Origin of the sequence: Gillisia marina (assembly GCF_000258765.1) — a bacterium.
Lineage (GTDB): Bacteria > Bacteroidota > Bacteroidia > Flavobacteriales > Flavobacteriaceae > Gillisia > Gillisia marina.
Genome location: NZ_AJLT01000013.1, coordinates 28,754 through 50,605 on the forward strand (window position 1 = coordinate 28,754; position 21,852 = coordinate 50,605).

The following is a 21,852-nucleotide window of genomic DNA, read 5'->3' on the forward strand; positions in this document are numbered from 1 at the left end:
ATGAGAAATTTTGTAAATCCAAAGAGCTCATTTAATATGTTTTTCATTTCCCATCAATTAAAAGAATTACCTCAATTTCAATTTGATTTCATATGGACAAAGTTTGTTTTTGATCGATGGATTACTTGGGGTGAATTTTTTGATGAATTTTTTGAAGACAATGATAAAATTGAAGAGAATAAAGAAGAAACTATACTCTTAAAGTTAGAACTAGTTATTTGGCTTTTAGAAACAACTTCGAGAAACTTTAGAGATAAAGCAACTCTTGTTTTGTTAGATTATTCTACTCAAAACCCACAATTCATCTTTAGAAAAGTTGTTGAGTATTCAAGCGTATCTAGACCTTATATATTTGAGCGTTTAACAGCTATTTGTTATGGAGTTTGTTTAAGAAAACAAAATGACACCGATTTTATAAATGGATTGTTTAAAGAACAAATTAGCTCTATATACAATCTTCAATTTGGTAATGAACCAACAGCACCTACATATAATTACATTGCAATAGACAGTTTAAAACACATTGTAGATTTAGCATTATACAAAGGTGTCTTTACTCTAGAAGAACAAGAATTAATATTATTAAAAAACTACAATTTTAATCCTGTAGAGCAATGGCAAGAAACAACAGAAGATCATACAAATTATGTAACCAGTATTGTTAATAGTTGGCATAATAGTTCTAAATCAGATCCTCTTAGAGGAGATTTTGTGCATTATACAATTCCACGTCTACAAGAAAGAGGGGAAGCTGGACCTGGATATAGATTAACAGCAACAGCTAACATTTATAAAAGAATTATTGAACTTGGATATATAACTGAAGATAAATTTGAGCCAATTGATAAAAAAGAAACTGATTTTTATTTTGGGAGTAAACCTTATGGTTTTGAAGGTAAAATAGATAGACTTGGTAAAAAATATTCTTGGATTTCATTTTTTGATTATGCAGGACATTTACTAAACCAAGGATTACTTAATGTTTGGCATGGTGAAGAGGGAGAGAGAACCTATAATAGGTTAGGAGATGTTGAAATTGAAGTAAGTAATCCGAAACCAGTAATTTTAGGTGAAAAGCTTTTTGTTTTTGATATGTTATACCATAAAAGCGTAAAAGAATCTTGGACAAAAAAACCGCTTTATGAAGAATCTAAATTAATATGGAATCAAGATTTTAAAGAAGGAAACTTTACTTTAGTAAAAGGATATTTAGAGCAAAGACCTAATAAATCTTATGATGTACGTACTTTTCTATTAATTGAATCCTTCTTAGTCAAGAAAGATGAAATACAAGGAAACGAACAAAGTATTATAAATCAAGAATTTGATTGGAATCATGATTTACACACAAACGATCACTTAAGTAATGTTTATTTTGGTGAATTATATTGGGCAGATAACATTCCTGAAGTTGTAATAAACCAGGAAACTATTCCAACCTTAAATGCTCAGGGAAAAATAGAACGAAGAGTTTATACTATAGAGGCGACAAATACTGAATTTATGTGGGAATCAGATTCTGATATTTTCAAAACACTTAGAGGTAATATTCCTTCTCCAAATATAGGTAAGTATTTAAAGTTGAAATCAGATGCTGAAAATTTTCAAATTTTAGATAAAAAAGGAAGTTTGGCTTTTAAATCATTTGAGTTTGAAAAACCCGATTTAATCAAACAAGAAATAGATTATTTAAGAACAGATTTATTAAAAAAATATATGGATGAAAATGGTTTTGTATTAATGTATCAAATAAAACAGCATACCTATGATAGAATAACAGGAAAAGGTAATGGTGATTTTAGAGGTATGCAATTTTTCTTTCCTCATTTAAACAATAAATAAACTATCCAAAATGGATAGGTGATTAAAATATTTTGGAGAATATAATTAAATGAGACCATCAAGAAATGCATTACAAAAGAATTTTATAATATAAATTTTTAATCTAAATAATATAGAAAAATATGTCAGGACGATTACAATTGATAGAACAAAAGCTATTAGCTATTGATGGAGCTGGGTTTCAAAATCTTTGTGACACATACTTGACCATGAGAGAGAATGAATATTCAAGTTTGAATCGTACTGGAAGTCAATTAGGAAAGTTGAAAACAATAATTGGTACACCAGATTCATTTATGAGAATATCTGGTAATAAATTGGCTTACATTGAATATACAACACAAGCGACAGTAATAGTCAAAAAAATAAAAGAGGATATTGACAAGTGTTGGATGAATCTAAAACTGGTGTTGAAACAAATGAAGTCCATAAAATAATTGTATGTTTTAATAGTAGACTTAAAGTTTCTGAAGAGACTTCGTTACAAAAGTATGCATCGAAAAAAAAAGGTAAATCTAGAATTAATAGGCATTGATACTATTGCTTTAGATATTATGTCTAAATATTATTCTTTAGCAAGAGACTTTCTTGAAATATCTTTAGATACTGGGCAAATATTGCCATTTGATGTTTTCATAAGTGAGTATAACAACAAAGCCAATCAATTATCTACACCATTAGATAACTTGTTTTTTCATAGAAAATTAGAGCTCGACAGTATTCAAACTATATTAAATTCAAAAAATTTATTGATATTATCTGGAGCAGCAGGAGTTGGTAAAACAAAGATTGGAATAGAAGCCATTAATGTTTTTAAAAATGAAAACCCTTCATATATATCTTATGTAATTGCAAAAAAAAGATGTTGATATTTATGAGGATTTAAAAATTCAATTGAAAGTGGATAAAAACTATATACTTTTGATTGATGACGCTAATAGACAATTACCAAACCTATCACAGATTTTTGGTTTTTTTAAATCAAAAAGAAAAGGAAATTTAAAGTTAATTATAACAGTTAGGAATTATGCTCTATCAGATATTTATAATTTAAGTCACGATTTTGATTTTGAAACTATAGATATACCAAAGTTTTCTGATGAAGAAATAATTGACATTCTAAAAAGTGATTCATTTAAAATTATAAATAGTAAATACCAAAAAAAAGATTGTTCAAATTGCAGATGGAAATGCTCGCCTTGCTATTATGGGAGCTCGGTTAGCTTTAGAAAAGGAAATAGAATTTTTACTTGGAGATGTTGGAGACTTGTTCGAATCCTATTTTAAAAGCTATGCAATTGATTTTGATTTATTCTCAAATAAAGACTTATTAAAGTCTTTGGCTCTTGTTTCATTTTTCTTCACTATTGATAGAGAAAACAGAAGTTTTATAAATAATATACTATTAGACTTCAATTTGGATTATTATAAATTCAATGAAGCAATTGAATTATTGCACCAAAAGGAACTTGTAGAAATTCAATTTAATCATATTCGGATTTCAGAACAAGTAATGGCAACATATTTCTTCTATATAGTTTTCATAGGAGATGGATTATTGTCGTTTGAAACTCTACTGTTTAACTATTTTGAAACAGATAAATATCATATAAAGGATAGTATTATACCCGCAAATAATTCATTTGGTTATGAAAAGGTTTTATCTAAAATTAATCCTACAATAGACAAATATATCGTTACAAACAAAGATGATGAACCAAAATTATTAGAATTTTTAGACGTTTTTTGGTTTTATAAACCAGATGTAACATTATCCTTCTTCTTAAATAAAGTTAACTTAATTGAAGAGCCTAAAAACCCTAAATATTCTGGGTTTTATGAAACCAATGATTTCGTTCATAGTAGAGAACAAACTTTAGATTATTTATCGCGGTTTTTTAGAAATTATAGCGATTCATTTATACCTTCCATTGAACTAGGGTTTGAATATGTCAGGAAGCGACCTGAACATTTACCTGAATTTATAAGAAGAATTAGAGAAACTTTATTATTTGACGAACCAGATGAAAAATATGCATATAAGAGGCAATCTACGTTCATAAATTTAATGAAAGAAAAAATTAAAGAAGGTTTTTATCATTACTCTGTTGCTTTCTTTGAACTAGCAAAAACTTTTTTAAAACATTCATTCCATATTACACATGGTGGAAGAAAAAAATTCAATTACATTTTATGATTATCCAATTACAGATAGTAAAGAGATAAGAGAAATCCGAAAAAATATCTGGGAAACTCTATTTTACTGTTTTAAAGAAAATAGAGGCGAGGTAGTGAAAGTTATAGATGAATATAAACCAGAATATAGAAATAGGAATCCTAAAATTATTGATTTTGACTTATCATTATTAATTCCATTTATTTCAGAACATTTTTCATCAAAATCTTTTAATGAAACCTGTGTCGTTAATGATCTTATAAATTCATTAAATCGTGAAAAAGAAATTACAGATTTGTCATACCAAAAATTAGTATCAAAATTCAATACACTTGAATATAGAAACTTTAGAAAAATTGACTGGAATAGATTGAGAGATAAAGATGAATATGACTATACAGATTGGAGAAAGTATGAAGAACTCAAAACGGAAAACCTAAAGAAAAATTTCACTTTTTCAGGTAGTGAAAATTTTAACTCATTTTTTGATTTGATTGAAAATATTTTAAAAGTTAGTAAGAATAGTAATTCACAAATTGAAAACTCAATTGATATAATTATTTCTGAAAATTTCAAAAACAATAATGAAGTTGGATTCAGTTTACTTAAGCAGTATTTAGATAAAAACTATAATATAAGAACTTTATATAAAACCTTGTTTACAATAAATAATTCAACAAAGGAATGGTCCTTATCACTATGGGAATTATTAAAGAAATGGAGAAATGACAACAGTATTCATTGGAAATTAGATTCTTTAGTTAGACTACCAAAGGAACATATTGATAAATACTATTATAATGAGGCTTTAGACACTATACAAAGCATTAATAAACCTAGTTACTTGTATTTGGATCAATTTACTAAATTTGATGTCATTAAAAAGGGCTTTTTAAAGAAAGTAATTAATATTATTTCTTTAAAAATTGAAAATGAATCAACTAGAATTACATTTTCAGACTATCCTTTCACTGATGGTTTAGATATTTTTATAGAAGATTATGCCCTTATAAAAAAATCTTATTTTCAACAATTTGAGTTTGGCAAAACAGGATTGTCTTTTGATTACCAGAAAAAAGGATTTAAAAATTTTTACAATAAATATCCAAAATTTCTTTTAGACTTTTTCTCTCATTTTTATACCAAATATGATGTTCATAGAGATGTAAAAAGTCTTGATATATCATTTATTTGGGATAATCCAAAAGACACAATTAATATTGAAAATATAATAAAATTATTAATTGAAAAAGAACAATATATTGGTCTTGGTGAGCATTCAGTATCGGCTTTATTTCATAGTCTAAAAAGCGATGAACAAAAGGAAAATGCCTTTGTTTTTATTAAAGGTTTTATTACCAAAAATGCATTCGATAGTGATTATATTCAAATTATATTTGACACTGTAAAAGAGTGTTTAATTGAAAAGTATGAAGAATTACTTCATCATTTTTTTAATCTAAATTCTGCTTTAGATTTCTTTAAGAAAATTGACTGGATTGGAAATGCGGGAGTTCAAATGGGAGAAGTAATTTGGGGTGAACTTTATGCAAAAAAATGGACAAACCTTCTCGAAAGCGTTGATAAGTTTCATAATAAATTAGCCATTATTCCTATCAAAAGTCACATAAAGAGTAAGATTCAAGAGCAATATAGAAGAGCAGAATCTGAAAGAATGATGAAATTTATAATGCCAAATAGATTCTAAACGACCTCATAAAATTTTGGTAAAACAAGAGGTGAGTGGAGCGAACATATTTTAGGGGTCTAGTAATATAGCATCTTAAGAGTTATAAGTATACAAGGGGTTTCAAAGCAATCTTAAGGCGTTACAATGTTTACTAAAATATAGTGTAACGAGCCGTAATTGTTTCCATCCCGAAGGATCGGGATTGTGCAGCCTTGATTTTTTTGTTTAGCTCACGTATTAATATTTTAGTGGAGTTCGTGAATCTCCTTTTTCGATTTCTTTTTTCATCAGGGAAAAGGAAAGAAATCAAATATTGGTAGTTACAATTTCAAATTTCCTTTCTAAGTGTTATTAAGCAGCTAAAATCAAAAAAAGTTAAATTGAAAGACTATACGAGCAAGTGCTTAGACTATTTAAAACTGATTATCCAGTGGATGATAAGTTTTAGATACAGATTGAAGTCTAATTGAAGTCTAAATTTTTCTTGAATTTTAAGCTGTTGCGGCAAACTCACGAGAATTGTCTAAAATTTTTTATTGCGTACATTTTTTATAGAATACGCGATTTTTAAATGAATCTAAAAGCTTAGCTTTTTTTGTTTTCGTCAAAGCGGCTGACTCGGAAGCTTCGGAGGTGTTTACAAATAATTGTATCTAACTGCCAAAAGAATTTATAGTTCAGAAATATTTAAGAGCCTTCCAGCGATATGGCTTTGACATAATATCTATCGATATAGTCCTAACGGCCGATATCTGATATTATATCAAATAGCAGAGCTATACGCCAACAGCATTATTCAACAATACTAAGGTGTACTATAATTTATATTATGTAAAATAGAATATATGAGAACCTTATTGTAGCCTGGTCTTTAGATTCTACATTAAATTAATGCGCTACTCCTGCTTCAAAGGCTTCACTCCATTTAGAAGCTACTCCCACAGCTGGAATTAATTCAGCAAAGATCTTTAAATGCCTACGGTCATAATGTTTATTCTTATGGAGAATTCCTAGTTTCAACTTAAGCTCAGTATTTATAGATTGAATTTTAGTTTTAGCAATTACATGCTCACAAATCTTTCCAAGCAAATCATCTTCGGTTTCTTGTGGAATATAGGAAATACTACTATCATCCCAATTATTGAGCAACACAGGAATATCTATTTTTCCACGGATATCGTAGGCATAGAGATACAGCATATATTCCATATTCAATCTAATATCCATAGGATGGAACTCAATTTCTGTACGTACAGGAATTATGGTAGAATCTATACCAACCTCGATAATTTCTGGAAATTTAGATGCATTTACCGCTAAAATCTTTGCCATAATAAACAGGTTTACCTATTCAAACTTATTTTTTTATAATTCGGGAATGATCGGTTAAACCTCTCACCTCAATCTTAGGGTTTCCGTATACAAACACCTTACTTTTTCCTTCGGCATCTATCACTAAATCCTTGGTAGCATGTAAAAATATATCGGTGTTGTTAGAAGCATTTAAAATCGCAGTTCCCGTTTTCATTTTTTTAGCTTTCAAATCGGCTGAATTTTTTAAAGAAAAAGTGGCAGTGTTCACTTTTCCATCCATCACCATTTGTGCCGACTTGGATAATTGAGCCGACAAATTATCTGCATCCATTTTTCCTTTTAAATCTGATCTATCACTAATATTCACAGTGACATCCTTAGATTTCAGATCTATTTTCCCACCGGAATTCTTTGTTAAGATGATATTTGCATTTCTAGACTCTATATCCAAATCGAACTTTGTAGATTGATTCCCTGTAAAACTAAAAATATCGGATTCTAAAGTTCCTTGAGTTTCCAGCTCAGCATCATCATTTAAAATAATACTCGAGATTCCTTTCACACTTAAAAAAACCTCTAATTTTTTACTTCCGGTAATTTTAGCGGTTGTATGAATTTTTAAAACCCCATTTTGCACATCAAAGCTCACTACTTCCGCAAGGTTTTGATCGGTGGTAAGTACATAACTGTTCTTGTTACTTTGAGCAATCGTAACTTTCACATTATCGTTGATTTCTAAGGTACTAAATTCCTCGTCTATAGAATTAGTGACAGAAATTACTTCCTTATCTCCTTTAATTTTTTCCATTTTTTGAGCTACACTTATGCTGCCTAGAAAAATGAATAATAAAAAACATACTAGTGTTTTCATGATTTTCGATTTTTAATTGCTTGCAGCTATAAATTTTGAAGAATCAAAAATATATCACAGGCTTCTATAAATATACAACACAATATTCTCATTTTTAATAGTTTAGATAAATCATTTCTTTTTTAAAAAGTAAAATTGATAGGCTAAAGTTGAAGAACATTCTCCTAAAAATTCTTTAAAAAAAGTTACCTCTTCCCTACTTCTGCACTAAATATTGTAATTTCCCGGCTACTAATCCAATCACTAAAATATAAGCTTTATGGCGGGTAATTCTAAGATCGCTATCTACGGCGCAATTGGCGCAAACTCTTTAATTGCAATAGGAAAATTTATGGCAGCTTTCTTTACGGGAAGCTCCGCCATGTTAGCCGAAGGAATTCACTCTTTGGTAGATACCGGAAATGGACTTTTACTTCTCTTAGGTATCAAAAGATCTAAACAGGAACCAGATGAAATGCACCCTTTTGGCTACGGAAAAGAGGTCTACTTCTGGAGTTTTGTAGTTAGTATTCTCATTTTTGCTTTAGGGGGTGGATTCGCAATTTATGAAGGTATTCATGCGCTACAAGATCCGCATGTAATCGAAGATCCCACTTGGAACTATGGTGTTTTAATTGCAGCACTAGTTTTTGAAGGTACGGCCTTGTATTTGGCTTTAAGAGCATTCAATAAATCTAGAGCAGCCTCAGGGAACTTAATCAGAAATATCGTTCAGAGTAAAGATGCCGCCACCTTTGCGGTAATAATAGAAGATGCTGCTGCAGTTTTAGGTTTAAGTATCGCTTTATTGGGAGTATATTTATCTCAACAGCTTCAAAACCCGTATATAGACGGAGCTGCTTCGGTTTGTATTGGGGTGTTACTATTAATTGTAGCTACCTTTTTAGCTAAAGAAAGTAAAGGACTTCTATTGGGAGAAAGCGCTACTCCGGAAGTGATTGCAGCGGTAGAAAAGATCATGAAAGACCATCCAAGTGTAAAAGATTGGACGTTGCCGCAAACTATGCATTTTGGACCGGATAGTATACTTTTAGTAATAGAAGTAGATATGGTAGATTCTATGGAATTGCTAGATGCTGAAAATACTATGCAAAGTATTCGAAATGAAATTCAACAGAAGGAACCTATTATAACACAGGTATTTATTCAGAGTACAAATAATCTTGAAAAAAACATGTAAATAACTAGAAATTTTAATTTCAGTTAACCTGAAAATTGCAATCATAATTCTTTGCCAATTCTAGAAGATTTGTTTGTAAAACTATAGAAAATTAGGTTTCTTAGTTAAAATATAAACCCTAAAAATATAATTATATGGAAGCTATATTTCAATTTGTTCAACTTTCTAAAAGTGAACGTTTAGAAGAATTAACTCAGAAAAAACTAGATAAATTAGAAAATAAATACGACTGGATTGTTAGTGCCGATGTTTTCTTTAAAAAACAGGATGGAGAAGCACCAAAAGGATTTATTTGCAATATAAAATTAGGAACACCGGGAGTACAAATCTTTGCTGAATCTGATGAGGATTCTTTTGAAGCTGCTATCGCTGAAACAGTAAGAGATCTGGACAGACAACTTTCTAAGCGTAAAGCACAATTGAAGACACATTAAATAATTATTTTTTGATCCTAAGGGATTGAATATAGATAAGTCTGAAAAGTGATTTTCACGTCATCCTGAACTCGTTTCAGGATCTAAATTAAACTTAGAAGCTGAAACAAGTTCAGCTTGACGGATTAAAAATCCTTTTTCAGGCTTCTTTTATTTTGAAGACTTTTCAATTCGCCCCTCCGTACACCTCTACTTCCTTCATGTCAAACCAAAGTCGAGAACTTTCTAACTCAAAAAAGGTAGCTTCTACTTTAGACTCAATTACTAGAAGTCGAAAAATTCATGTTAATGTCTTTCCTAGATAATTTAGCATAATATTGGTTACTAGTTTTTAGAACTATTTCCTAACTCTCGTTCTTCCAATTGTTCTTTAAACTCATTGATTATTCCACCTTTCAATAAAATATGGATCTGTCTCTCACTTAAGCTATGCTTGGTAGAAATTTCCAGAACTTCCCCATTTTCTTTTTTTTATGATTACCGGAATGGTGTTTTTTTCTGAAACACTATTCGGAAGATTTTTAAGTGTAACCATATCCCCTTGTGCTATCTTATCATAATCGGCTATATCTATAAATTCTAAGGGTAAAATTCCGAAATTCACCAGGTTTTGCCAGGCGATTCTTGCGTAGCTTTTTGCTAAAACAGCAACCTGTCCCAGGTATTTGGGAGCTAAGGCAGCATGTTCCCTACTAGAACCTTGAGCGTAATTTTCTTTTGCAACTACAATATGTCCACCATGTTCGTTTTTGGCTTGCATCGCCCTGTCATAAAAAGTATCATCGATCACCGTGAAGGAATATTTACTGATTTCCGGTAAATTACTCCTAAAAGGAAGCACCTCTGCTCCTGCTTTCAAGATCTCATCTGTAGAAACATTATCCCCCATTTTTAGAAGTACAGGGACCGTATAGTTTTCCTGCAAATGATCTATATGTGGCAAACTTTTAATGTTTGGCCCTTTCAGCAACTCTATTTTAGAGCCATCTTCTAAGGGAGCAACCAACATATCTTTATTGATGATTTCCATTTCCGGTTGAATATATTTTGGATATGTCATATTATATAACTTTTCCAAATCCCTAGGGTCTGTGATCTTACCTGTTAAGGCCGAAGCTGCTGCAGTTTCAGGGCTACATAAATGCACTTGATCGTCTTCTGTTCCGGACCTACTTGGAAAATTCCTAGGCATAGTTCTCAGGCTAATAGTATCTGATGCCGGAGCTTGCCCCATTCCTATACAACCCATACACCCGGATTGATGAAACCTGGCTCCTGCTTTAATAAGATTTCCAAAAGCTTTATTATCTATCATATTCTGAATGATCTGCCTGGAGGTTGGATTCACATCAAAAGAAACATCACTATGTACAGTTTTATCTTTCACAATAGCACTTGCCATCCAAAAATCCCGTAACCCGGGATTTGCAGAAGAACCTAAAACTACCTGACTAATTTTCTTCCCGGCCACCTCGCTCACAGGTACAACATTTCCCGGACTGGTGGGTAAAGCAATTAGTGGTACAAGATCGTCTAGTACTATTTCTTCATGAAGATCATATTCGCAATTTTCATCGGCTACAAGTTCGCTCCAATCCTCTTCCCTATCTTGAGATTTTAAAAAGCGTTTTGTTTCATTATCACTTGGAAATACGGTAGTAGTTGCTCCTAATTCTGCTCCCATGTTTGCAATTACATGCCTATCCATAGCGCTTAGTTGTTTTAGACCATCTCCGTAATATTCAATGATCTTTCCAACCCCGCCTTTTACATCATGCCGACGTAGCATTTCTAAGATCACATCTTTAGCACTTACCCAATCAGGTAATTTTCCGGAAAGCTTAATACCCCAAATTTTTGGCATTTTCACAAAATATGGTTGTCCCGCTATAGCTGCAGCCACATCTAATCCTCCTGTACCTATTGCCAACATCCCTAGTGATCCTGCAGCACAGCTATGACTGTCTGATCCTACCAATGTTTTTCCCGGTTTTCCAAAGCGTTCCATATGCACTGGATGACTAACCCCATTTCCGGGCCTACTGTACCATAATCCGAATCTCTGTGCAGCAGAAAGAAGGAATAAATGATCATCGGCATTTTTAAAATCTGTTTGTAAAAGATTATGATCTACATATTGCACCGCAACTTCAGTCTTTGCTTTTTTTTAGGCTCATAGCCTCTAATTCTAATTGCACTAAAGTTCCTGTTGCATCTTGTAAAAGCGCCTGATCTATTTTAATTCCAATTTCTTTTCCGGGAATCATTTCTCCCTTCAGAAGATGAGATTTAATGAGCTTTTGAGTAACGTTTAGATTTTCCATTGTATAGAATTTACCATATAAAATATCGATTTCACATGAATATTAGCTTCTATTTAACAATATCTTATAGCTTTGTATATACTAAGATACAAACTCTGAGAGCGTATAATTTGGCAAATTAAATTTATAATTAGAACTATGAATGTTATTGTAAAACGAGCGATTGTTGGCGGTGTGGTTTCCACAATGATTATGGGAATAGGAACATATATTTTAGGAGAGGTTTCAGGATATAAAGCCAAAGAATTGCTATCTACATCTCTTGCGGGAATCAATATGCTTTGTAATACGGTAATCCTAGGATCTTCTACTATTCTGGCTCTAATGTTGCCTTTGCTAAGTTTGAGTACAGGATCTAATTCAAGATTAACAAAAGTGCATTATAGCCATGTATTAACTATCGCAAAATTTGTAACTATTCTTATTATAGTTTCGGTAATTACTTTTTTAATGCTGAATTTACCTATAACAGAAAGCGAAGAAGTTCCAAGCACTTGGTTTTCTACAATTTATTATGTGAGTCTGGGAATGGCTTCAATTTTAGGAGGTGGTTTTGTAGCCATAGTTACTATGCTTTATGAAACGATTTCTAATGTAATATTAATAGTTGGTTTTGGAGTAAAAGATCATCCAATGGTAGAAAAGGCTGAAGACGAAGCAAAAGAGGCTAAAGAAGAAGCCAAAGAAAAGAAGGAGGAAATGGAAGATGAAAATCAGTAAAAATAAAAAAAAGACTACTCGAGAAGTAATTTCTGCCACTAAACGGAATTTTACTTTTCAAATAATACGAAAACTAAAATTGTGATCAGTGCGAAAAAACTTCGGGAATAGTCCCTTTTAAAATTATTTCTTCAGTCTATGACTGAATTCTACTAAGTTTATTTAAAATATCTGTTTGTTGTCCATCTTCTAAATTGAATGCTGGTTTTCCATGTAATGGAAATAAGTAACTAAAGTCTTCATCAAAGGCGCCCAACTTTCGGCCAATCCAAATTCAGAATTCTTGCTTTCCATGGTTGGTCTTGAAAATGTGTTTTCTTCAACGTCATAACTAGAACCTATCGCATCTTCGCCTGTAAATAACATCCCATCATTAATATCTGAATAAATCAAAATAGAACCTCCTCCATTTCCAGGAAGATCATATATCTTCAATCCAAAATGTTTTACAATTTCAGGTTTTGCCGTGATATTTTTTGGTTTATAGGTAGTGTCGTTAATAGAATTTCTTGGATGTGCATAAATAGGTGCTCCTCCTGCATCTTCAGAAACCGTTTTTAAATCGGCGTACGCATTTTTATAAACCGAAGAATTACTAAGAATTATTCCTTTTATGGTATATCCATCTGCTACGAGCTGCTTTACAGCTTTTAAGGTTTCCTTTTCTACAACGTCTATTAGAAGGATATCTTTTCTATTTATATGTCTAATAGCATATCCTTGGTTAAATCCATTTTCTTGTTCGCTTCCTTTTATAATAAAAGTATCGGGAATCAATTTTAAAAATTTCCCGATTTCTCCTTGTGCAATAAATTCAGCTGTTTGGCTGTGCAACACTTCCATTTTATCTACTGTCTTCATAAGGGTTTTAATTTTAAATTATAATTCAAGTTACAAAGGGCTGCAACTACGCCAATCCTCTTTAATATTGTTTAACGAGCATTTAGCACTTCATTAACGCAAATGCGTATGCTGAATATTTCCCGTGATGGGAGAGGGAAAATGAGTGCTCTAATTTTTTATTAGCAACATATAAAAAGGGAATTCCATGTATGTTCTTCTGAATTCTAAAATTAGTTTTATGCTCTTTTAAAAGTAAGGAATATTCAGTAATTAATTTGCGTTTTAGATTACTTTCCCCTTCAAAAACTTTAAAAAAAGTGCTTTGATTTTTTTCTGAAGTTGCCGTACTGTGGATGTTAGTTGCTGTGATCTTCGAAATTGTGAAATAAACATGACTATCTATTCTCACAATTCCTTGAATGCTTTCTTTTTCTTCTGAAAATATTTCACATTGAAAATCCAGCGGATTGTAAGTTCTCGGTAAATTGAATCTACGCTGATGTGCCTTATATGCAGCTTCTTTTAAAGACCAGCATAGTTGAAGCCAAATTTTTGGATTCTCAGCCTTAAAAATAACAGCTTGCTCTGCTAAAGAATATAATTTATTTAAATATCGGGAACTGTTCCAATTTGAAGAGATTGGAATGTTAAGATCTATGATATCGTTCCCAATCAATTCTCCATTTTAATTAAAATAATTCTCTTCGCGTCACCGGCCGTCAGCATCCCTTCCATCGAGGTATTATCTATTTCAATATTAAACTCATCTTCTACATCTAAAATCACATCCACCAGATTGGCAGAATTTATTTTGAGATCGGTTAGAAAATCGGTTTTTTCATCGAAATTTTCCAATCCTTCCTTACGCTGAACATAAGGAGTAACGATGTTTTTTATTTTTTCTAAAATTACTTTTTCTGTCATGTAGCTAATATAATATTCAATGGTAAAAAAAACTAATTGTGAACTTTATTGATATCTTAAAATTTAAACTGATCTTTTAAATAATCTTCGTCATGCTGAACTTGTTTCAGCATCTCAATAAAAGGGAGTCCAAAACCTGAAATTTGAAACCTAAAATCAACCATATTTCTTAAAGATCACTACCGCATTCACATCTCCAAAACCAAAACTCGCTTTTGCTAATATACTAATAGGTTTTTCAATCATTTTTCGTGGAACACGCTCTTCAGGAATCAAAGCTAAGATCTCGGGATGTACTGCTTCACAATTAATGTTTGGGAAAACAAAGCCTTTTGCTATTTCCAAAACACTGGCTACACATTCTATACTTCCGGAAGCACTTAAGCAATGTCCAGTCATCCCTTTAAGGGAGTTGATATAAGGAAAATCATTTTTAAGATCCAATGCTTTCACCCAATTCTCAATTTCAACAGAATCTTTACTAGTTGCTGTTAAATGCCCATTTATCACATCTACATCTGAAGCTGATATGTTGGAATTTATTAGAGCTCCCGTTATGCAACGCTGCACCGCTTCGTTATTGGCCGCAGTCATACTTCCCTCTCCTCTTTGTCCGCCACTATTTACTTCCCCTCCCAGAACTTCGGCATAAATTTTCGCTCCTCGCTCTAATGCCGACTCCAGATCTTCCAAAACTAAGGCTCCTGCTCCACTTCCCGGAACAAATCCGGAGGCACCTGCACTCATTGGTCTAGATGCACTTTCTGGGTCTTCGTTATAATTTCCGGGTAAAATCCGCATGGCATCGAATCCGCCCCATACATAAGGCCCATGATCGCTACAGCTTCCTACTAACATTCTGGTTGCTTTTCCGGCTTTAATACGCTCATAGCCCATTAAAAGGGCTTCAGTACCTGTAGTACAAGCAGAGGAATTGGTGGTTACCTGATTTCCACAGCCCAAAATACCTCCTAAATAGGCACTTATCCCGCTCGCCATAGTTTGGATCACGCTAGTACTGCCTAAACGTCTAGTTTTTCCGGCATCTATTAAATGTATGGCTTCTCTAAATTTATCGACTCCTAAGATCCCGGTTCCGAAGATAATTCCGCTATCCCAATCTGGTGAATCTTTCTCTGAGATTTCAAGACCGGCATCTTTCCAAGCATCAGTCCCGGAAATCACTCCGTAAACTATCCCGCTACTATTAAGTCCGCGTAGTTGTAAAGGTGTAAAATATTCACTTTTCTTGGCTTCAGAAATTTCCGGCTTCCCTCCTATCTGGCAACTAAAATTCAGGTCTTTAAGTTGAGGATGAAAAGTGATTCCGCTCTTTCCAGACCTCAGAGATTCTTCAAATTCAGGAATACTTACCCCATTGGGAGCACAAATTCCCAAACCTGTAATTACGACTCTTTTATTCATTATTAATTATTTCGAAATCTTTTACATTTCACCTTTTAACCATAAAGTTTTGTCTATTCAAGCCTTTCGACTACTCTCAGGATAAAATAAAGTTGAGAACTTTTAGCTAAAAAAGGAGGTTTCGACTTCGCTCAACCTGACATCTCTACTATGCTTCACATTCTAAAGAACTTGAATATAAATTCTGAATCTTAAACTTGAAACTTTACATCTTCATCATTCCGGCGATCGTTCCTCTACAAACCAATTCATTCTTATCACTAAACATTTCAACCGCACATTTCAGTTTGTTGAATCTAAAATATTCTTTTTTTGAAACCACTTTCACTTGTTCCCCAGGAGCAATCGGTAAAAAGAAATCTATCTGAGTAGAACTCAGCGCTATTTGAATATCTGCAGTAGTTTCAGAATTCTCATGTTGAATATTTTTCAGAAGAAAAATTCCTAAACATACCACCCAATCTGCGCCATACACTCTGTAAGAATCACTCCGGGAGTTACCGGATGATCTTTAAAATGTCCTTTATAAAAATCAGAATCTTCTGGAAATGTATAGCTCCCTGTACAGCCGTCTTCATCTATCTGAAGAATTTCATCTACAAAGAGAAAGGGTTTTTTATAAGGAAGTTTGGATATTATAGTAGCTGAATTCACTAAATGAACTAAAATTAGAGTTAATGTTTAATTTAAAGAATCGTTGAAGAATTTATCTTTTATTCTATGATATTGCATAGCTGTAAATTTCAGGTTTCAGGTTTCAGGTTTTACGTCTTGTTGTCCCGAGCATTCGGGAGTTTCAGCATCTCACAAAAATTAGGAGGAGACCCTGAATAAGTTCAGGGTGACGAAATGTTTAGCTTCATGCTGGATTATATACAGGTATACCTAATTACTTAAGATGCTCCCCACCATTTACGGGAATAATTGTTCCCGTAATCCAGCTGGCTTCATCTTTACTTAAAAGATATACCACATTAGCCACATCGTTTGGAACAGTGAGACGCTTAAAAGGATTGTGTTTTAGCGCATGCATGCGTAAAGTCTCATTTCCCGGGATCATCTGAAAAGATCTGGTAACAGTAACACCTGCCTGAATGCAATTCGCACGGATTCCATATCTGGCAAATTCGAGTGCCATACTTCTGGTAATGGCTTCCAGAACAACTTTCGCTGCAGAAACAGCCGCATAGTTCTCCCAAGCTTTCTTATTCCCTTCACTGGTAAAGGAAACCACCCGAGCATCTTTGGCAAATAAGCCTGCTTGATACACCGCTTCGGTCCAATCGTATAAACTTAAGGCCATCGCATCAATAGTGATTTGAAAATCTATATTCTCGAGAAATGGCCCATTTCCGCTCATTGGCTTCAAATTTCCTTTGGCAATACTATGCACCAAAGTCCTTATCTTCCCTTCTTCTCCTAAAATATTTGTAATTTCCTTAATAAGATCTCCTCGTTTTTCTTTCTGAACGGCATCCACATTAAAACTTTCCAGACGCACCCCTGAATTTCGAATATCCTCAAAAGCTTCTTCGATATCGGGAATTTCAGACCTTCGATCCCTATGAATAATTATAATATTCATGCCGTGTTTGGCAAGTTTTCTAGCTGTTGCAAGTCCAAGTCCGCTACTGCCTCCAAGGATCAGTGCCCAGTAATTGAGGTCTTTAAATTCTGCTACCATTCTATTAAAATTCGTTGTGCTGAAAACCCAGGTCCAAAACTTAAAAGTAAACCCTGCTCTCCTTTTGGAATTTCTTTCTGAAGAAATCTTTCCAAAACATACAGCACGGTCACACTGCTCATATTCCCATATAGGCGAAGTACTTCGCGGGTATCATCAATATTCTTCCCTAAGGTACCAAAAAGATCAGACACTGTTTGTACAATCTTTCTTCCTCCGGGATGAAAAATAAGATGTTCCACTTTATCTATAGAACTTCCATTCTTCTCTAAGAAAGGATAAATTATTTCAGGAAAATGATTCGAAATAGTTTCTGGAACGCTCTCATCTAAGATCATTTGCAAGCCGGAGTTGGCTAGATGAAAGCCCATGAGATGGGTGGCGTCAAAAAAGTGATACATTTCATCGCCAATAATTTTGGGTCCAACTGCATTTTCTTCAGAAGAAAGCAGCACACAAGCCGCTCCATCTCCAAAAATAGCGGCACTCACCATATTCGCCATACTAAAATCTTCTAACTGAAAAGTTGCAGTTGGACTTTCTACAGCAACCACGGCTGCTCTTTTTCCAGGATTGGCTTGTAAAAACTTATGCGCGTAAATCATTCCTGAGATCCCGGCGGCACATCCCATTTCTGTAACGGGAAGTCGGGTAATATTCTGATTTAACTCTAATTCATTTATAAGATAGGCATCTAAAGAAGGAATCATTATTCCCGTACAACTCACTGTGATAATGAAGTCTAGAGATTCCGGTTTCCACTTATTCTCTTTTAAGGCTGCTTTTAAAACGTTCTTTCCTAATTTCTTGACCTCCCGAACATAAATGTTGTTTTTTTCTTCAAAAGAAGTCGCAGTAAACACCTCTTCCGGTGCCATAATAGAATAACGTTTATCTACACCGGCACCTTCAAATATTTTGGTAATCTTTCGCTTAAAACGCTCATCCTTTTCATCCAACCATTCTTCCACTAACGGAATAATATCTGAAGTTTTTCTAAAGTATTTTGGAAGTTCTTTTTTTTACATCTATAATTCTTACACTCATAGGGGGTTATTTTAATAAGATCCAACGGTAGCGGAATGCCCATTTCCATTGAATTTTATGTTTTCGAGCCGATATTTTTTCTGATAATTCACAGAGATCTTTCTTTTTAAAACCTCGAAGTATGGATGTTAATCCGTCTTTTCTTGCAATTTCGTTATTGATAAAGATTCTGCAAAAAGCCTGAAATAAAACATACGCTACCTTGCTTCGTTGAAGATCGTTAATTATTATCCCCAACCGAGACTGATTTTTAAAGATAGTAAGCAATTCTAAAATCTCTTCATTTTTAAAATGATGTAGCGTTAATGTACACAGCACAATGTCATATTCTTGCTTTTTATAAGCCTCACTAAAAATATTTAAGGCTTCAAATTTAATTTCAGGATAATAATCTGATTTCCTTTGTGCAATTTCAATAGCGTAAGGATTGGCGTCTATTCCAATAAGTTCCAAATCAAATTTTTGATTCCTGCCCCAATTGGCTATTTCACGAAGTACCGCACCGCTCCCACATCCTACATCTGATATTCTAATAATGGTTCCCTTCGGGATATCTTTTAAAAGCAACTGGATTCCATCTAAAGTGATTTTATTACCACCCAACCATTTATTGATCTTCTCAAGATCGTTTAAGGTCTGTTCTAATTCTTCACCCTTTAATTCGAAATCGTCCATGATCTCGGCTTCTTCACTGCGCTTTGAGGTATTTATAGAACTCATACTATTGGTTTTCCGTGGGTTTTTGCAATGATTTTTGGTAATAATACGGGAAAAGTACTTATAATTTTTTGTGCAAAACTGGAAAGTCCCGGACTCAATAAAACTCTTTGTAATAATCGGCCCATCCGCAATCTGGAGCTAAATTGTTCTTTCCATTTTTTCTGATATTCCATCTCCATAGCTTCTCTTGAATTCTCATTATTTTTGTAATAATCTAGAATTGCTTCGGAAGCAAGTTTGGCACTATGAATTGCCATCGCCATTCCATTCCCGGATAAGGATGAATAAGTCCAGCTGCATCTCCTAACATTAAAATATGATTCTGAATACTCGATTTCGTTTCAAAAGAAATTTGTGCTATGCTAAGATCTTTTTCAAACAAAGGAGTCGCATTTTGAAAGAAGGATTTTAAATGAGGATTCTGCATTAAAACTTTATTTTTAAAGCTAATAGGGTCTCTGTGATGTTTAAAACTATTGTAGGAAGCTAAATAACAAACATTGATTGCTCCGGTTTCAGTTTTAGATAATCCGCAATACCCACCTTTAAAATTATGAAGCATCACCACATCATCTGGAAAATCTTCTTTTTTATAATGCCCTTTGATTGCCAGCCACCCGGATTTTTGATCTATAAAATCGCGATCTAATTTTTTATCTAATAAAGAACGTTTTCCATAAGCCCCTAAAACTATTTGAAATTGAAAAGTTTCCTTATTACTGGTTGTTAATTCAAATTCATTTTGATTATAATTTATATCAGTCACCAATGCCTGAATGAATTTTACTCCAGATGCAATTGCTTTTTGGTATAAAAAATTGTCTAAAGCGTAACGAGAAATCCCTAAAGCTCCTAATGGTAACTTGGTATTTACACTTTTACCCGATGCATCGCTGTAGTGTAACTTAGTTATGGCTGCAGGCTTAAGATCTGATAAATGAATATCAAGCTGTGCTAAATAAGGAATAATTTCAAGAGATATATATTCCCCACAAACCTTATGGTTAGGATAGGTATCTTTCTCGAATACTGTAACTGTTAAATTATTTCTAGAAAGATGGATTGCAGCAACTAGTCCGGCCAAACCACCACCAACTATCCCAATTGTTTTCTTTTTCACTTGTTGAAGATAGTAAAAGGAAACAAAAAAATCCCGAGGATTGCCCGGGATTTAATATGAATTTGTGAGTTGTCTTAGTTCTCTTTAGTAGCCTCTTCAGCTTCTTTCTTCAATTCTTCATTTGCTACAATAGCAAGCTCTACTCTACGGTTCTTAGATCTACCTTCGGCAGTTGTATTATCATACTTAGGCTGAGCTTCCCCATACCATTTAGTATCGAATCTTCCTTTATCAAGCCCGTTAGTAACCATGTAATTTGTTACCGCCTGCGCTCTGTTTTTAGACAAAGTCAAGTTGTAACTATCGCTACCAGTATTATCTGTATGTCCTTCAACTAAAACATTAGTATTTGGATACTCTTTGAATATAGCGGCTAATTTATTCAAGGTTTCTTGAGACTTAGCATTGATGTTATATTTTTCAGTATCAAAATAAACACCACTTGCTTCATCAAATGTCACATTAATTCCTTCCCCTACTCTTTCTACTTCAGCTCCAGGAATTTCTTGTTCTATTTGTTTAGCTTGTTTATCCATTCTATTTCCAATGTATCCACCAGCAGCGCCACCTACAACACCACCAATAATAGCACCTAAGGCACTATTTCCTTTACCTACATTGTTTCCTATAACTCCACCTATAACAGCTCCACTTCCGGCACCAATAACAGCACCTTTTTGAGTATTATTTGCATTTCTAGTCGCCTCACAACCAAACAATAAGGTTGCAGAAAAAGCTAGAGCTATAAATTTATTAATTCCAATTCTCATAATTATATTTTTTTAAAGTTTAGTAAAATTCATTCTGATAACAAAAGGAGATCCCTCCAGAGTTACAGTTTGTTCCCAAGTCATCGTAGTTTCGGTTAAGGAAACTAAGTTAATTCTGAATCCTTGATTTCCTGTAGTAGAATTCCATTTGCTATCTGTTGGTTTCAACAAAAAGTCAAAATTATTCATAGCTGAATTCTGATCATCTATAGACCACACAAAGTAACGCTCTCCAGCAGTACAATTAGCACCGGCAGTAGTATATGTTCCTGTATTGTTGTTAGACACAAAACTCCAACTACTTCCTTTAAAACAATCTGCGGAAGCATCATTAAATAAAGTCACATCAAAAGTTCCTTGGGAATTCGGATATGTTACTGTATTCAGCATCCAATCACCTTTAAAGGTTTTACGCGCCTCGGTGGCTACTTTACTTGGTCCACATGAAGCTATTAGAAGAGCTGTGGTTAGTATAAAAATTATTTTTTTCATAAGGGTTTTTTTTTGGTTTAAGATTAGAAAAAATCCAACCGGATAAAGTTATTTACCTGATTGGATTTATATGTTGTACTTAAATTATCTTCTGAATAATCTGCTTATTAAAGAAATAACAAGCAATACAATAAAGATATAAAAGATAATTTTTGCAATGTCTGCAGATCCTTCTGCAATTCCTCCGAAACCGAAGATTGCGGCAACAAGAGCAATTATCAGGAAAATAACAATAAGTCGTACCATAATAGTAGTTTAATGATTAGTTGAAGCTAA

The 21,852-nt window shown here is 33.2% G+C and carries 22 protein-coding genes and 2 pseudogenes; 8 read left to right on the plus strand and 16 right to left on the minus strand.

All coding sequences use genetic code 11. The features are described from left to right. The 5 genes from ON07_RS03990 to ON07_RS04015 all read left to right on the plus strand — a co-directional run bounded on the left by ON07_RS03990 (window position 1) and on the right by ON07_RS04015 (window position 5,726). Window positions 1–1,842, plus strand: coding sequence for a hypothetical protein (locus ON07_RS03990; RefSeq protein ID WP_155807134.1), 1,842 nt, complete (start codon window positions 1–3; stop codon window positions 1,840–1,842). Window positions 1,843–1,964: 122 nt separating this feature from the next. Beyond that, on the plus strand, window positions 1,965–2,279 hold the full coding sequence (locus ON07_RS03995) for a hypothetical protein (protein WP_029331457.1): 315 nt from the start codon (window positions 1,965–1,967) through the stop codon (window positions 2,277–2,279). A gap of 54 nt (window positions 2,280–2,333) precedes the next feature. Then, window positions 2,334–2,711, plus strand: a complete 378-nt coding sequence (locus ON07_RS04000) for a hypothetical protein (RefSeq protein WP_029331459.1) — start codon at window positions 2,334–2,336, stop codon at window positions 2,709–2,711. 338 nt (window positions 2,712–3,049) lie between these two features. Continuing rightward, entirely contained in the window at window positions 3,050–4,039 is a 990-nt protein-coding gene (locus ON07_RS04010) for a hypothetical protein (RefSeq protein ID WP_155807135.1), read from the plus strand. Then, window positions 4,005–5,726, plus strand: a complete 1,722-nt coding sequence (locus ON07_RS04015) for a hypothetical protein (protein WP_029331465.1) — start codon at window positions 4,005–4,007, stop codon at window positions 5,724–5,726. The genes ON07_RS04010 and ON07_RS04015 overlap by 35 nt, the downstream gene beginning before the upstream one ends. An 870-nt stretch (window positions 5,727–6,596) precedes the next feature. Here ON07_RS04015 and ON07_RS04020 read toward each other — a convergent pair. Next, window positions 6,597–7,040, minus strand: a complete 444-nt coding sequence (locus tag ON07_RS04020) for a hypothetical protein (protein WP_010228392.1) — start codon at window positions 7,038–7,040, stop codon at window positions 6,597–6,599. Window positions 7,041–7,065: 25 nt separating this feature from the next. Continuing rightward, window positions 7,066–7,830: a GIN domain-containing protein gene (locus tag ON07_RS04025; protein WP_029331466.1), complete on the minus strand. Its 765-nt coding sequence runs from the start codon at window positions 7,828–7,830 to the stop codon at window positions 7,066–7,068. A 322-nt stretch (window positions 7,831–8,152) separates the two neighbouring features. Between ON07_RS04025 and ON07_RS04030 the strand changes: the two genes are divergently transcribed. Further along, the gene (locus ON07_RS04030) at window positions 8,153–9,073 is read left to right on the plus strand and encodes a cation diffusion facilitator family transporter (RefSeq protein WP_010228395.1); all 921 of its coding nucleotides are present in this window, start codon (window positions 8,153–8,155) and stop codon (window positions 9,071–9,073) included. Between the two features lie 134 nt (window positions 9,074–9,207). Then, window positions 9,208–9,507 carry an HPF/RaiA family ribosome-associated protein gene (locus ON07_RS04035; RefSeq protein ID WP_010228397.1) on the plus strand — a complete coding sequence of 100 codons (300 nt, stop codon included), beginning with the start codon at window positions 9,208–9,210 and terminating at the stop codon, window positions 9,505–9,507. A gap of 324 nt (window positions 9,508–9,831) precedes the next feature. Here the strand turns inward: ON07_RS04035 and ON07_RS14465 are convergent. Further along, window positions 9,832–11,831 (minus strand): annotated as a pseudogene (locus tag ON07_RS14465) (aconitate hydratase). 138 nt (window positions 11,832–11,969) lie between these two features. Between ON07_RS14465 and ON07_RS04045 the strand changes: the two are divergent. Next, window positions 11,970–12,551, plus strand: a complete 582-nt coding sequence (locus ON07_RS04045) for a hypothetical protein (protein ID WP_010228398.1) — start codon at window positions 11,970–11,972, stop codon at window positions 12,549–12,551. Between the two features lie 189 nt (window positions 12,552–12,740). On the opposite strand, the gene ON07_RS14470 is transcribed toward ON07_RS04045, so the two are convergent. The 13 genes and pseudogenes from ON07_RS14470 to ON07_RS16140 all read right to left on the minus strand — a co-directional run bounded on the left by ON07_RS14470 (window position 12,741) and on the right by ON07_RS16140 (window position 21,822). Then, window positions 12,741–13,412 (minus strand): hypothetical protein, encoded by a 672-nt coding sequence (locus ON07_RS14470; RefSeq protein WP_010228400.1) that lies wholly within the window; start codon window positions 13,410–13,412, stop codon window positions 12,741–12,743. 82 nt (window positions 13,413–13,494) lie between these two features. Then, entirely contained in the window at window positions 13,495–14,070 is a 576-nt protein-coding gene (locus tag ON07_RS04055; RefSeq protein WP_010228402.1) for a 4'-phosphopantetheinyl transferase family protein, read from the minus strand. After that, on the minus strand, window positions 14,067–14,318 hold the full coding sequence (locus ON07_RS04060; RefSeq protein ID WP_010228404.1) for a phosphopantetheine-binding protein: 252 nt from the start codon (window positions 14,316–14,318) through the stop codon (window positions 14,067–14,069). The genes ON07_RS04055 and ON07_RS04060 overlap by 4 nt, the downstream gene beginning before the upstream one ends. A gap of 156 nt (window positions 14,319–14,474) precedes the next feature. Next, a complete protein-coding gene (locus tag ON07_RS04065) occupies window positions 14,475–15,743 on the minus strand; it encodes a beta-ketoacyl-[acyl-carrier-protein] synthase family protein (protein ID WP_010228406.1) in 1,269 nt (422 codons plus the stop codon). 205 nt (window positions 15,744–15,948) lie between these two features. Further along, window positions 15,949–16,397 (minus strand): annotated as a pseudogene (locus ON07_RS14475) (3-hydroxyacyl-ACP dehydratase FabZ family protein). A gap of 235 nt (window positions 16,398–16,632) precedes the next feature. After that, window positions 16,633–17,427 (minus strand): SDR family oxidoreductase, encoded by a 795-nt coding sequence (locus ON07_RS04075; protein ID WP_010228408.1) that lies wholly within the window; start codon window positions 17,425–17,427, stop codon window positions 16,633–16,635. Then, window positions 17,421–18,398, minus strand: coding sequence for a type III polyketide synthase (locus tag ON07_RS14480; RefSeq protein WP_010228409.1), 978 nt, complete (start codon window positions 18,396–18,398; stop codon window positions 17,421–17,423). Before ON07_RS14480 ends, ON07_RS04075 begins: the two co-directional genes overlap by 7 nt. 82 nt (window positions 18,399–18,480) lie before the next feature. After that, complete coding sequence (locus ON07_RS04085; protein ID WP_010228410.1) at window positions 18,481–19,194, minus strand: methyltransferase domain-containing protein; 714 nt, start codon at window positions 19,192–19,194, stop codon at window positions 18,481–18,483. Next, complete coding sequence (locus ON07_RS17665) at window positions 19,191–19,451, minus strand: hypothetical protein (protein WP_316928081.1); 261 nt, start codon at window positions 19,449–19,451, stop codon at window positions 19,191–19,193. Before ON07_RS17665 ends, ON07_RS04085 begins: the two co-directional genes overlap by 4 nt. Beyond that, a complete protein-coding gene (locus ON07_RS14485) occupies window positions 19,409–20,314 on the minus strand; it encodes an NAD(P)/FAD-dependent oxidoreductase (RefSeq protein WP_316928082.1) in 906 nt (301 codons plus the stop codon). Before ON07_RS14485 ends, ON07_RS17665 begins: the two co-directional genes overlap by 43 nt. 74 nt (window positions 20,315–20,388) lie before the next feature. Beyond that, window positions 20,389–21,084, minus strand: a complete 696-nt coding sequence (locus tag ON07_RS04095; protein WP_010228411.1) for an OmpA family protein — start codon at window positions 21,082–21,084, stop codon at window positions 20,389–20,391. Between the two features lie 12 nt (window positions 21,085–21,096). After that, on the minus strand, window positions 21,097–21,576 hold the full coding sequence (locus ON07_RS04100) for a lipocalin family protein (RefSeq protein ID WP_010228412.1): 480 nt from the start codon (window positions 21,574–21,576) through the stop codon (window positions 21,097–21,099). Window positions 21,577–21,660: 84 nt separating this feature from the next. Beyond that, window positions 21,661–21,822 carry a DUF1328 domain-containing protein gene (locus ON07_RS16140; protein WP_010228413.1) on the minus strand — a complete coding sequence of 54 codons (162 nt, stop codon included), beginning with the start codon at window positions 21,820–21,822 and terminating at the stop codon, window positions 21,661–21,663. Window positions 21,823–21,852: the final 30 nt, after the last annotated feature.